Raw genomic sequence first — 12640 nt, forward strand, 5'->3', positions numbered from 1 at the left:
CACCATGGGCGATAGCATTCTTTCTCAGGCCGAAATTGACGCGCTGTTGAACGGCGACAGCGACAATCCTAACGAACCGCTGGCGGGTGCCAAAGGCGAAGATGACATTCGCCCCTACGATCCCAATACCCAGCGACGCGTCGTACGTGAACGTCTGCAGGCGCTGGAGATCATCAACGAGCGTTTTGCCCGCCACTTCCGTATGGGGTTGTTCAACCTGCTGCGCCGCAGTCCGGACATCACCGTGGGGGCGATTCGCATTCAGCCCTACCACGAGTTTGCCCGCAACCTGCCGGTGCCGACCAACCTTAACCTGATCCATCTGAAGCCGCTGCGCGGTACCGGTCTGGTGGTGTTCTCGCCAAGCCTGGTGTTTATCGCCGTGGATAACCTGTTCGGTGGCGATGGGCGTTTCCCAACCAAGGTAGAAGGTCGTGAGTTCACCCATACCGAGCAGCGGGTCATCAACCGCATGCTGAAGCTGGCGCTGGAAGGCTATAGCGACGCGTGGAAAGCGATTAACCCACTGGAAGTAGAGTACGTGCGCTCGGAGATGCAGGTGAAGTTCACCAACATCACCACCTCGCCGAACGACATTGTGGTGAATACCCCGTTCCACGTAGAGATAGGCAACCTGACCGGCGAGTTTAATATCTGCCTGCCGTTCAGCATGATTGAGCCGCTGCGCGAACTGTTGGTTAACCCGCCGCTGGAGAACTCACGTCATGAAGATCAGAACTGGCGTGAAAATCTGGTGCGTCAGGTGCAGCATTCCGAGCTGGAACTGGTCGCGAACTTCGCCGATATCTCGCTTCGACTGTCACAAATACTCAAACTACAACCCGGTGATGTGCTGCCGATAGAGAAGCCCGATCGCATTATTGCGCACGTCGATGGCGTGCCGGTGTTAACCAGCCAGTACGGCACGGTTAATGGGCAATATGCGCTGCGCGTAGAACATTTGATCAACCCGATTTTGAATTCGCTGAACGAGGAACAGCCCAAATGAGTGATATGAATACTCCACCCGATGACAACAGCGGATCCGTGGACGATCTGTGGGCTGACGCGCTGAACGAACAGAAAACGACCAGCAGCAAAAGCGCTGCCGATGCGGTATTCCAGCAACTGGGCGGCGGCGACGTCAGCGGCACCCTGCAGGATATTGACCTGATCATGGATATCCCGGTCAAGCTGACCGTTGAACTGGGGCGCACCCGGATGACCATCAAAGAGCTGCTGCGTCTGACGCAAGGTTCCGTGGTGGCGCTGGACGGTCTGGCCGGCGAGCCGCTGGACATTCTGATCAACGGCTATCTGATTGCCCAGGGCGAAGTCGTGGTCGTGGCCGATAAGTACGGCGTACGCATCACCGATATCATTACGCCGTCAGAACGTATGCGCCGCCTGAGCCGTTAAAATGAGTACCAACCACGCTGCGCCATCCGCCCCTACTGCCCACGCCGCCGCGCCGTCAAGCCACGGTGCGGCGGCAGCACCGGCCACCACGCCGGTGACCGTTGCCCATGTCAATGAACCCATGACCTCGCCGTTGATTCAGGTGAGCGGTGCATTGCTGGGCATTATTGTCTTAATTCTGGCCGCCGCGTGGGTAGTCAAACGCGTGATGCCCGGTGCGATGAGAAATCCGGCCGCTAGCGGGCTGAAAGTGAGCGCCAGCGCTTCACTTGGCGCTCGCGAACGCGTGGTCATTGTGAACGTCGACGACGCGCGCCTGGTGCTAGGCGTCACTGCCCAACAGGTCACGCTGCTGCATAAACTGCCGCCCGCACCAACCGATAGCCAGCCGCAGGCCGCTGCGCCTGAGTTTGCTTCACTGATGAAAAATATGCTTAAGCGTCCCGGGAGATCCTGATGCGTCGTGTTTATTCCCTTGCGCTGAGTGGGCTATTACTGCTTTCGCCTTCGGCATTTGCTGAACTTCCAGGCCTTATCAGCCAACCGCTGGCCAACGGCGGTCAGAGCTGGTCGCTGCCGATTCAGACACTGGTATTTATTACCTCTCTGACCTTCCTTCCGGCTATTTTGCTGATGATGACCAGCTTCACCCGCATCATCATCGTCTTCGGCCTGCTGCGCAGCGCCCTGGGCACCCCGTCCGCGCCGCCTAACCAGGTGCTGCTGGGGCTGGCGCTGTTCCTCACCTTTTTCATCATGTCGCCGGTCATCGACAAGGTTTATACCGACGCCTATCAGCCGTTCAGCGAAGATAAAATCACCATGCAGGATGCGCTGGAAAAAGGGGCGCAGCCGCTGCGTGAATTTATGCTACGCCAGACGCGAGAAGCCGATCTGGCGCTGTTTGCCCGGTTGGCCAACAGCCAGCCGATGCAGGGGCCAGAAGCCGTGCCAATGCGCATTCTGCTCCCGGCTTATGTCACCAGCGAGCTGAAAACGGCCTTCCAGATTGGCTTCACCATTTTTATCCCGTTTCTGATTATCGACCTGGTGATCGCCAGCGTGCTGATGGCGCTGGGGATGATGATGGTGCCCCCCGCCACTATCGCGCTGCCGTTTAAGCTAATGCTGTTTGTGCTGGTTGACGGCTGGCAGCTGCTGGTCGGTTCGCTGGCGCAGAGTTTTTACAGTTAAGGAGTACCCATGACCCCTGAATCCGTCATGATGATGGGCACCGAAGCGATGAAGGTAGCGCTAGCGCTGGCTGCCCCGCTGCTGCTGGTGTCGCTGGTCACCGGCCTGATTATCAGTATTCTGCAGGCCGCGACGCAGATTAACGAAATGACGCTGTCGTTCATTCCAAAAATCATCGCTGTGTTTATCGCTATCATCGTCGCCGGGCCGTGGATGCTTAATCTGCTGCTAGACTACGTGCGCACGCTGTTCAGCAACCTGCCCTATATCATCGGCTAAGCGCGATGCTCAATTTTACCAGCTACCAGTGGCTCTCCTGGCTCAGCCTCTATTTCTGGCCGCTGCTGCGCGTGCTGGCGCTGGTCACCACCGCGCCGATTTTGAGCGAACGCTCGGTGCCTAAACGCGTCAAGGTGGGGCTGGGAATCATCATTACCCTCGTTATTGCCCCTTCTTTGCCGGTGGTGGAAGTACCGATTTTCTCGGCAGCCGCGCTCTGGCTGGCGCTACAGCAGATTCTTATCGGCATTGCGCTCGGGTTTACCATGCAGTTCGCTTTTGCCGCGATACGCTACTGCGGCGAGATTATCGGCCTGCAGATGGGGCTGTCGTTTGCGACGTTTGTTGACCCCGGTAGCAACCTCAACATGCCTATCCTGGCACGTATTATGGATATGCTCGCCCTGCTGCTGTTTTTGGTGTTTAACGGTCATTTGTGGTTGATTTCGCTGCTGGTCGACACCTTCCACACCCTGCCCATCGGCGGCGAGCCGATCAACAGCAACGCGTTTCTGGCGCTAACCCGTGCGGGCGGTATGATCTTCCTCAACGGTTTGATGCTCGCGCTGCCGATTATCACCCTGCTGCTAACGGTTAACCTGGCGCTGGGGATGCTCAACCGCATGACGCCACAGCTGTCGGTCTTCGTTATCGGTTTTCCCATTACCCTCACCGTCGGTATTCTGCTGATGGCCGCATTAATGCCGCTTATCGCACCGTTCTGCGAGCACTTATTTAGTGAGATATTTGATCTATTAGCAGATATTATCAGTGAGTTACCACGCATAAATTCTCCATAATTCCCTCCTGGTTATTATGAGGAAATTCCTAAAGTCAAACGTAAAAAACATCTACCAGCATATCGCTGGCGCGGGTTATTTGTTTTTAGGTCTTTCACATAACATAACATTTACTTTACTTTGAGATGATTCCTGGCAAATTATACGTAACTTTACGGGATAGTTGATGCCGCCTGTTCGTCTTCATCCTCTTGTTTTTTATTTTTTCCAGGTTCGTTGCGGCGATGAAGTTCGAGGGCACTGGGTTAATTATCGTTACGCATTGAGTGAGGGTATGCCATGTCAACGATTATTATGGATCTATGTAGTTATACGCGGCTAGGGTTAACCGGATACCTGGCCAGTCGTGGGGTAAAAAAACGTGATATTGACAATGTAGATAACGTCGACGGACTCGCTGAGATCTGTGCTACTCGCGGTCCAGCTGTCGTGTTTATTAATGAGGACTGCTTCATTCATGATGTGCAGAGTAGTCTGCATATTAAGCAGATCATTAATCAACACCCCAGGACGTTGTTCATTGTTTTTATGGCGATTGCCAATATACATTTTGACGAATATCTGATGGTGCGCAGTAATCTGCTAATTAGTTCTAAATCAATAAAACCCGAAACGCTCGATAGCATTCTGGGGAATTATCTGAAAAAAGAAACGGCAGAAGTAAAGCAAACTAATATCTCTACCCTGTCATTAAGTCGGACGGAATCCAGCATGCTGAAAATGTGGATGTCAGGCCAGGGAACGATACAAATATCCGATCAGATGAATATTAAAGCCAAAACCGTATCGTCACATAAGGGTAATATTAAAAAGAAAATAAAAACGCATAACAAACAGGTTATCTATCATGTTGTCCGGCTGGCGGAGAATGTCACTTCCGGCATTTACGTCAATATGCGCTAGGACAACAACAGCAGGGAAACTGGCGGTATCGCTACCGCCAGATGATTCAATTACGCTTCGCTCTCCACGAAAATACCATCAGGGTGCCCCGACTCGTTGAAGAACCAGATCCCCAGCGGATAATCCTCCAGCGACACCAGATACATCGTGCCTTCATTGAACTGCTCAATTGCCAGTACGACACCGGAGCGACGCGGCCCCCCATCTGTTTTGACCGTCACACGATCGTTAACTTGCATAAACGTCATCTCCTGAGTGGTTTAGCCCAGTTTAGAACAAAATGACCGCGCTGACAGCGCCCCGCTGCATAAGTGCTTAATTCTCATTCACATTGACTAAATTGGTCAGTTTTTGAGCAATAACATTCATTAGATGTATACTTATACAGGGACGGAAATAAAGGGTATCTGTGATGAAGATGGCGATTGACCCCCGAGGGGTAAACGTTGATGCGCTGCTGGCAGCTATCAATGAAATCAGCGAAAGCGAAATCCACCGCGCGACTGAGGACCCACATCACGTGAGCGTTGACGGCCGCGAATACCATACCTGGCGCGATCTGGCGGAAGCCTTTGAGCTGGATATCCGCGACTTCAGCGTCACGGAAGTCACGCGCTAAATGTGGGAAAAAAAATCCCGACACGCGAGCGTCGGGATCAACCTTGCCTAAGCAAGAAGCATTGAAATATTCGTTACATCAGGAAACCTGACGTGAGTGAAACATTATCGTCGTTTATGTTGAATGACAAGAATTATTCACCTAATAAATTAATATGACAGCGTAGTCGTGCTTACGTAGACGCTTCGCTAACATGATGATAAATCAGGAAGATAACATTTTTATTTTCAGACTTGCGCCAGCCAGGCTTTAAGATTAATCCCATTTAACCAGTTTTCCATAAGTTAAATTTATATTTCATACCGTGATTAATCACCCTGCTAGCCATCTTTCGCGCAGACCTGATTTCGCCCACCGGTTTTAGCCTGATACAGCCGCTTGTCGGCAACGGATTGCAGGTGCTGGAAGTCGTACTGTTCCAGCTCTTCGCTGCTGCAAACGCCCAACGAGGCGCTCACCCGAATGGTCTGTTTTCTGGCAATCAGAATTTCCCGACTGTTGATGCTGTCCCGGATACGTTCGGCAATCACCTCGGCCTGCGCCAGCGACGTGCCCGGCAGCACGATACAAAACTCTTCCCCGCCGACGCGGCCCGCAATATCGTCTTTGCGGATCTTATTCAGAATAACCCGCCCGATATGAATCAGCACCCGGTCACCAGCCTGATGGCCAAAGCGGTCGTTAATGCTTTTGAAATGGTCCAGATCGAGTTGGATTACCGCCAGCGGTTCACCGGCCTGCTGACAGGTCGCCAGCGCAATACCCGCGCGCTCAAATAGTGACCCACGGTTGTAGAGGCGAGTGAGCATGTCGTGCCACGCGCGCCACTCAAGCGAATCCTGCAGCGAAGACATATTGCGCACCATACGGCGGATAACCATCCAGGAGATCAGCAGCATGGCGGTAAACAGCAGCCACAACAGCGTGATAGCAATACTGATAGAGCCGAAATCACCGCAATCCCCTCTTCCAGAGAGTGGATGCGCAGCAGTACGCCGTCAAAATTCCGCAGTTTCTCCCAGCTGATATAGCGCGAAAACTCGCGCACATTGCCTTCATTTTCCAATTCGTAGGCCCGCGCCAGCTGCGCCTGGACTTCCTGCGACAGCTGGCTGTGCTTTGATTTATCAGGTTCGGAAGAGGCAATCAGGTTCATGCGTCGGTCATAAAGCTGATATTCGCCTTCATCCTCCCCCTCTACCGCATGCGTGAGGAACTGGGTCATTTCGCTGACCGAGAGCTGAATAGCCAGCACGCCAAACCAGTACTGCTGATAATCAAGCGGCACCGCGGCCGTGACGGTCTGTGCCACCGGCGTTTTATCGCGGCTAAAGGTGGTTTGCCACTTAACGCCCCGCTCCGGGTTATCCCGCTGCGACTGCTGGATAAACCACGGGCTGGTTGCCAGACGATAGTAATATTCAGTGATGCTGCCTTCCTGCGTCGGCTCGGTGCTGAGATAAAAACCGGCACGTGAGACGTACAGCATATGGGTTTCAAAACGCGCCAGATGCTGACGCGTCATCGCCGACAGGCGCAGCAGATAGCCAAGCTCGATGGTGGCCATAAACTCGTTGCCCAGCAGCGGGTTATCGCGCGAGAGCAGATTAGTGTGTTCAACAAAGGCATCGGAGACGCCGTTCAGCGGCAGCGTACGGTTGTTATTGAGGGAGATACGCCAGTCGGCCTGCGCGCGCTGACGCTCAAACTCTTGCTCGGCGGTGCGCAGTACTTCGAACGCCAGCGGGATTTGCAGCGCCGATTGCATGCCGTTGCGGAAAAACATCAGCCGGTCGGTATTGAACTGCAGCTGCGCGTCCATATCGTTAGTGACGTTCTTCAGATTATTACGCTGGCTGGAGATATAGGCGTCTTCTAGCACGATAGTTTCGCGCCAGGTCAGCAGCGTTGAAAAGAACAACACCACCAGAAAGCAGATATTCACCACCCGGTCTGGCCGAATGCGGCGCGTTAATTTTGCCCACCAGCCTGTGGGGGTTGCTGTCGTCACGTTCACGGGAGGCACAATTGCGCTCCCACACTCTCGTTAGGGCCGAGCACCCGATACCGTTCTATACTTGCCTGCTGCTGATAATTCATGGTGCTCCACGACGACATACTACGACAAAGCGCTGGAATAATGCGGCGCTAAACCGCCCGGCTAACGCCGGGCGCAAAGGTAGAGACTAAGCTTGCTCCTGCGGAGGAATTTTGCCTGGGATCAGTTCTTCCTCGCGGAATGCCTCCCGCTTAACGCCAAAGCCGTCATACCAGCGACACTCCACCATCCCGCTGGCATACCCCGTTACAACCATCCGCGGCCCACCGTTCTTGGGCTGGACTTCATCACTGACCAAAAAGACCATTGTTGCCTCCGGTATCAGGGTGAAACTGTTTCACCTTAGCCGATCCACAGACAGTTTGCGTACCGGAACCGCACTTTTTATGCGTCAGTTTTCCGCCAGCGTGAAACCAGATTCACCGCCGCCAGCACCACCGCGCCAATGATAAAACCAAGGACCAGATTAGCGAGCACCGGTACCAACGCAGCAAGCCACGCCCCCTGCTGGGCAGCAAACGCTTCGATAGCATGATGCACCGGTGCCACGCCGTGAACCACGATGCCGCCGCCGACCAGGAACATCGCCAGCGTGCCCACCACCGACAGCGTTTTCATTAGCCAGGGAGCAACCACCAGCAACCCTTTACCCACGCCCTGCGCCAGCGCGTTACGCTTCTCCACCAGCCAGTAGCCCATATCATCAAGCTTCACAATCACGCCGACCAGGCCATACACGCCGATGGTCACCAGAATGGCGATGCCGGATAAAATCAGCACCTGATTGAGCAGCGGCGCTTCCGCCACGATACCGAGAGTAATAGCAACGATTTCGGCGGAGAGAATAAAATCGGTGCGGATAGCACCTTTGACTTTATCCCGCTCGTAAAGGGCAGGATCCTGCTGCGCTATCGCTTCCAGTCGCTGCTGACGCGCGGCATCGTCACCTTTATGCTTGCGTTCATAAAGAGTGTGCAGCACCTTCTCCACGCCTTCAAAACAGAGATACGCGCCGCCAATCATTAGCAGTGGCGTCACCGCCCAGGGAATAAACGCGCTAATCAGCAGCGCCAGCGGCACCAGAATGACCTTATTGAGCAGCGACCCTTTCGCCACGCTCCACACCACCGGCAGTTCCCGATTAGCCCGCACGCCAGACACCTGCTGAGCGTTCAGCGACAAATCATCCCCCAGCACGCCAGCGGTTTTCTTCGCCGCCAGTTTCCCCATCATCGAGATATCATCCAGCAAGGTGGCGATATCATCTAACAAGGTTAATAAGCTACTTCCTGCCACAAACGACTTCCTTCATTTTTTTAGTGATAACAAAGTATGAAGCAAAATCGCCCGGGGCGTAAGTGATACATATTTATAACATAAAGACAACATCAACCCCTGAATTAAAGCACTCGCCAGCACGGTAGTTTTGGCGTTTACTATCTGCCTGCTTGCTATTTTGCCGTGAGGAAGTATGCGTTTTAAACAACTGTTACCGCTGATAGGCGCGCTGTTCGCGCTGTACATTATCTGGGGCTCAACTTACTTTGCCATCAGCATTGGCGTTGCCAGCTGGCCCCCCTTAATGATGGCGGGTATTCGCTTCCTGTCGGCGGGCGTGGTGTTAATGGGATTTCTGCTCGCCACCGGCCATCGCTTACCGGCACGCAAACCGCTGATCAATGCCGCCATCATTGGCGTCCTGCTGTTGGCGGTGGGTAACGGGATGGTGACCGTCGCGGAACATCAGAACGTTCCTTCAGGTATCGCCGCCGTAATGGTCGCCACCGTACCGTTATTTACCCTCTGCTTTAGCCGCTTTTTTGGCATTGCCACCCGCAAGCTGGAGTGGCTGGGGATTGCCATTGGTCTGGCGGGCATTGTGCTGCTCAACAGCGGCGGTAACCTCAGCGGCAACCCGTGGGGCGCATTGATGATCCTGATTGGTTCGTTGAGCTGGGCGTTTGGTTCGGTATATGGCTCGCGTATTGAACTGCCGACCGGCATGATGGCAGGTGCCATCGAGATGCTGGCCGCTGGTATTGTCCTGATGGTCGCCTCGCTGCTCAGCGGTGAGCGTTTAACCACGCTGCCGAGCCTGCACGGTTTTCTGGCGGTGGGGTATCTGGCGGTCTTTGGTTCGATTATTGCCATCAACGCCTATATGTATTTGATTCGCAACGTTACGCCTGCGGTGGCAACCAGCTATGCCTACGTCAACCCGGTGGTCGCCGTGCTCTTAGGCACCGGCTTTAACGGTGAACACCTCTCCGGTACCGAGTGGCTGGCACTGGCCATCATCATTGCCGCCGTGGTGCTGGTGACGCTGGGGAAATATCTCTTCCCGGCGAAAGCCACCGCTATTCCTTGCCAGACAGAGAAGTAAAGCTCAGACGGGAAATTCCCTGAATGCCGATCTGCGCGCTGCCCTCGCCGCCGCAGATCCACTCCTCTAGCCGCTCGCATAACTCAAGGTCCGTTAGCTTCTCACGCCCGCGCAACGCACATTCCCACACCACCAGCACACGCCAGCCTTGAGCAACCAACTGGCACATATCCCGCTCATCGCGCGCAACGTTAGCGCCAATCTTATTTAGCCAGAAGTCGGTGCGCGTCGCGGGGACTTTAAACAGATAGCAGTCGTGGTGATGCCAGAAGCAGCCGTGAGTGAATATCACGCAGCGGTAGTCGTCGAGAGTAAAATCGGGGCGGCCCGGCAGGCGCGTGTCCTGCGCAAGCCACTGCAGGCCAAGGCTGTCCAGCAGCGCGGCCATCCGTTTTTCAATGGCGGTATTCTGCGCGCCGATGGCGCGCATATTCTTACTGCGAGTGGCCTTATCGTGAACGTCCGCCATCGCCGTTTTCCGAATCACGCAGCGCCACCGCCTGCAAAATGCGCGACTGCAAAAGGCGCGCAACGGCGGCAAACACCGGCACAATCACCGAGTTGCCAAACTGCCGGTACGCCTGAGTATCCGACACCGGAATACGAAAACCGTAGCCCTGCGGTGATTCAAAACCCATCAGGCGAGCACACTCGCGCGGCGTCAGGCGACGTGGGCGATGCAGCTGGTTTTGCGGATCGTCAAAGTGCTTTTCACCCAGCGCGCGATCCCAGCCACGGTCGATAAGGATCTCGGCACCGTCTTTGTAATAGCGCGCCGATAGCGTCCTCGCGACGCTGCTGGCGCGCGTGGGATCCACCAGACCGTAACCGAACCCGTTGCCCTTCTCCTGGTGCTTGCGCGCATAGCGGTAGAGATATTTCCACAGCACCGGGGTGAGGATAAATTTCGGGTTAACGTTCGGCTCCAGCAGTTCGCCAAAGGTCGGCCGCTGCGCCGGATAGAGCGACGGGATATCACGCAGGGTAAAGCCCTCGTGCAACCCTAAATCACGGCGAAAACCGACCAGCACAATGCGCTCACGGTGCTGTGGTAAGAAATGCTGGCCATCGATGATTTTCGGGTCATCGGCCCCCATATCGGCGGCGTCAGAAACTTCATAACCCAACTCATCTAGCGTCTGCATGATGATGCGGAAAGTCTTGCCGTTATCGTGGCTCTTTAGGTTTTTGACGTTTTCCAGCACAAAAATGGGCGGCCTGCGGGCATCAATAATGCGCACCACGTCAAAAAACAACGTGCCCTGAGTATCGCAGGCAAAACCGTGCGCCCGGCCCAATGCATTCTTTTTTGACACCCCCGCCAGCGAGAACGGCTGACACGGGAAGCCCGCCAGCAGCACGTCATGCTGAGGAATTGACGCCCGGATATGTTCCTGAGCTTCACGGTCGCTGATGTCAGGCTGATGGCTTAGCGTCACATCGCGAATATCGGCATTAAACCGATGCTCATCTGGGTCGCAGTACCAGTTGGCTTTGTAGGTGCGCACCGCGTGCTTGTTCCACTCGCTGGTAAACACGCATTGCCCGCCAATGGCTTCAAAGCCGTGACGAATGCCGCCTATCCCCGCAAATAGATCGACAAAGCGAAATGCATAATTCGGGTGATGCTTCGACGGCTTCGGCAGCAAAGAGGCCAGATGGGTGCACTCATTTTCACTCAGACGCGTGTTGGCGCGCGACAGAGTCACCACGCGTTTGACGATAGCCGGACTCCAGTGCTGTTCCCCCACAGCGCTAAGCTCAGCGACAACGGTCTTTAGATCGTAAATCTCCAGAATATGCTCAAGCAGCGTCTGAGCATCCGGTGCGTCTAACGGCGCGCCCTCGTGTGATAAGACTCGTTGTTGCATAAATTTGACCAGATACAGAAAAAGAAAAATAAACCTGAGGTTACCATAAGTTGCCAGGGTCTGGCGTCGCGAATCTCCGCAGTACCTGCGCGTCCACGGCGAGCGGGTCGCCCGCCAGTTCGGCACTCAGTTTCGCCATAAAGTGCGCCAGAAAATCGGCATTATGCTGCGCCATCTCGCGTCCTTTTTCGGTTTGCATCGTCTCAGGTAGCCGCAACAGTTTGGTCTGGAAATGGTCAAGCGCGTAGGTTTTGTCGTCCAGCTCACGGTTATCGGCAAAGGGATCGTCGGCATCAAACAGCGCCGCGTTCATCGCCCCGGAGACGGCAAACACTCGCGCCAGGCCGATTGCGCCCAGCGCTTCCAGCCGGTCGGCGTCCTGAACGATTTTAGCCTCTGGGGTATTCGGCGTGATGTGCGCGCTAAAGCTGTGCGCTTCAATGGCGTGGGCAACGGCGCCATAGCGGTCAACGGGAAACTGCGGGAAATCGCGCTGTAGAATCAACAGCGTTTGCTGCGCGGATAATAAAGAGGAACGGGCGCGATCGGGATGATTCTTCGGCAGGCTGACGAGATCGTGAAAATAGCTCGCCAGCAGAATCACCGTGAGGTCGACGGGATCATCGGCAGCAATGCGCCTGGCGGTGCGCCAGACCCGGCGAAAATGGGCAATATCATGCGCCGCATCGCTGCCGACATAATAGGTTTCAAACCAACGTTCAACGTCCTGCTGCCATGCTGCTATATCCATTCCTTCACCGCGGATAAGAGTACATTGACCCCCAGCATAGCAATATTAGCGCTGTTCTTCCTGTTCCAGACGGCGAGGACGAGTATACCAGGCTATTCCGCCAAGCAGCGCGCCGACGATACTCAGCACCAGAAATCCCAGCAGCGCGCCAATCCATTTCCCCATGGACGAACCGATTTCACCATCGATCGTCGCGCCGGGAATACTCTGTACATCGCTGATGACCCACAGGTAGCGCGCCATCGCCCAGACAAAGTAACCGCAAAACGCGTAAAACACCCACAGCACCAGTTTGCCGCCTGGGCCACGCTCCATTTGCTCTTGCATAAAAACACTCTCATTACGCTATTCATGTTCACTGC

At 54.8% G+C, this 12640-nt stretch carries 16 protein-coding genes and 1 pseudogene; 9 read left to right on the forward strand and 8 right to left on the reverse strand.

Translation table 11 applies throughout. The features are described 5' to 3' along the window. Window positions 1-4 precede the first annotated feature (4 nt). From fliM to rcsA, 7 genes are all read left to right on the forward strand, one after another. A complete protein-coding gene (gene fliM / locus FHC49_RS06565) occupies window positions 5-1009 on the forward strand; it encodes a flagellar motor switch protein FliM (RefSeq protein ID WP_220439316.1) in 1005 nt (334 codons plus the stop codon). Continuing rightward, complete coding sequence (gene fliN / locus FHC49_RS06570) at window positions 1006-1419, forward strand: flagellar motor switch protein FliN (RefSeq protein ID WP_185669461.1); 414 nt, start codon at window positions 1006-1008, stop codon at window positions 1417-1419. The genes fliM and fliN overlap by 4 nt, the downstream gene beginning before the upstream one ends. Window positions 1420-1540: 121 nt before the next feature. After that, window positions 1541-1876: a flagellar biosynthetic protein FliO gene (gene fliO, locus FHC49_RS06575; RefSeq protein ID WP_185669492.1), complete on the forward strand. Its 336-nt coding sequence runs from the start codon at window positions 1541-1543 to the stop codon at window positions 1874-1876. Continuing rightward, window positions 1876-2613, forward strand: a complete 738-nt coding sequence (fliP, locus tag FHC49_RS06580) for a flagellar type III secretion system pore protein FliP (RefSeq protein ID WP_185669462.1) — start codon at window positions 1876-1878, stop codon at window positions 2611-2613. The genes fliO and fliP overlap by 1 nt, the downstream gene beginning before the upstream one ends. A gap of 9 nt (window positions 2614-2622) precedes the next feature. Continuing rightward, a complete protein-coding gene (fliQ, locus tag FHC49_RS06585; protein WP_062778154.1) occupies window positions 2623-2892 on the forward strand; it encodes a flagellar biosynthesis protein FliQ in 270 nt (89 codons plus the stop codon). Between the two features lie 5 nt (window positions 2893-2897). Beyond that, window positions 2898-3692, forward strand: a complete 795-nt coding sequence (gene fliR / locus FHC49_RS06590) for a flagellar biosynthetic protein FliR (RefSeq protein ID WP_220439317.1) — start codon at window positions 2898-2900, stop codon at window positions 3690-3692. Window positions 3693-3971: 279 nt separating this feature from the next. Then, window positions 3972-4595 (forward strand): transcriptional regulator RcsA, encoded by a 624-nt coding sequence (rcsA, locus tag FHC49_RS06595; protein WP_220439318.1) that lies wholly within the window; start codon window positions 3972-3974, stop codon window positions 4593-4595. 50 nt (window positions 4596-4645) lie between these two features. Here the strand turns inward: rcsA and dsrB are convergent, their stop codons facing one another. Beyond that, a complete protein-coding gene (gene dsrB / locus FHC49_RS06600) occupies window positions 4646-4834 on the reverse strand; it encodes a protein DsrB (RefSeq protein WP_185669465.1) in 189 nt (62 codons plus the stop codon). Between the two features lie 173 nt (window positions 4835-5007). Here dsrB and FHC49_RS06605 point away from each other — a divergent pair, with 173 nt between their 5' ends. Further along, entirely contained in the window at window positions 5008-5214 is a 207-nt protein-coding gene (locus tag FHC49_RS06605; RefSeq protein WP_220439319.1) for a YodD family protein, read from the forward strand. A gap of 320 nt (window positions 5215-5534) precedes the next feature. Here the strand turns inward: FHC49_RS06605 and dgcQ are convergent. The 3 genes and pseudogenes from dgcQ to FHC49_RS06620 all read right to left on the reverse strand — a co-directional run bounded on the left by dgcQ (window position 5535) and on the right by FHC49_RS06620 (window position 8569). Then, window positions 5535-7231, reverse strand: a pseudogene (dgcQ, locus tag FHC49_RS06610) (cellulose biosynthesis regulator diguanylate cyclase DgcQ). Between the two features lie 169 nt (window positions 7232-7400). Continuing rightward, window positions 7401-7580 carry a YodC family protein gene (locus tag FHC49_RS06615; RefSeq protein WP_185669468.1) on the reverse strand — a complete coding sequence of 60 codons (180 nt, stop codon included), beginning with the start codon at window positions 7578-7580 and terminating at the stop codon, window positions 7401-7403. Window positions 7581-7657: 77 nt separating this feature from the next. Continuing rightward, window positions 7658-8569 (reverse strand): DUF808 family protein, encoded by a 912-nt coding sequence (locus FHC49_RS06620; RefSeq protein ID WP_220439320.1) that lies wholly within the window; start codon window positions 8567-8569, stop codon window positions 7658-7660. A gap of 175 nt (window positions 8570-8744) precedes the next feature. Between FHC49_RS06620 and yedA the strand changes: the two genes are divergently transcribed. Continuing rightward, window positions 8745-9656: a drug/metabolite exporter YedA gene (gene yedA / locus FHC49_RS06625; protein WP_220439321.1), complete on the forward strand. Its 912-nt coding sequence runs from the start codon at window positions 8745-8747 to the stop codon at window positions 9654-9656. Here the strand turns inward: yedA and FHC49_RS06630 are convergent. Genes FHC49_RS06630 through drpB form a run of 4 tightly spaced genes read right to left on the reverse strand, consistent with a single transcriptional unit; the run spans window position 9631 to window position 12605 of the window. Beyond that, on the reverse strand, window positions 9631-10125 hold the full coding sequence (locus FHC49_RS06630; RefSeq protein WP_220439424.1) for a very short patch repair endonuclease: 495 nt from the start codon (window positions 10123-10125) through the stop codon (window positions 9631-9633). The genes yedA and FHC49_RS06630 overlap by 26 nt on opposite strands. Next, window positions 10106-11527 (reverse strand): DNA cytosine methyltransferase, encoded by a 1422-nt coding sequence (locus FHC49_RS06635; RefSeq protein WP_220439322.1) that lies wholly within the window; start codon window positions 11525-11527, stop codon window positions 10106-10108. The genes FHC49_RS06630 and FHC49_RS06635 overlap by 20 nt, the downstream gene beginning before the upstream one ends. Window positions 11528-11567: 40 nt before the next feature. After that, window positions 11568-12278: a phosphohydrolase gene (locus FHC49_RS06640; RefSeq protein WP_220439323.1), complete on the reverse strand. Its 711-nt coding sequence runs from the start codon at window positions 12276-12278 to the stop codon at window positions 11568-11570. Between the two features lie 45 nt (window positions 12279-12323). Continuing rightward, window positions 12324-12605 carry a cell division protein DrpB gene (gene drpB / locus FHC49_RS06645; RefSeq protein ID WP_220439324.1) on the reverse strand — a complete coding sequence of 94 codons (282 nt, stop codon included), beginning with the start codon at window positions 12603-12605 and terminating at the stop codon, window positions 12324-12326. Window positions 12606-12640: the final 35 nt, after the last annotated feature.

The sequence above is a fragment of the Kluyvera sp. EC_51 genome (assembly GCF_019584505.1).
Lineage (GTDB): Bacteria > Pseudomonadota > Gammaproteobacteria > Enterobacterales > Enterobacteriaceae > Kluyvera > Kluyvera sichuanensis.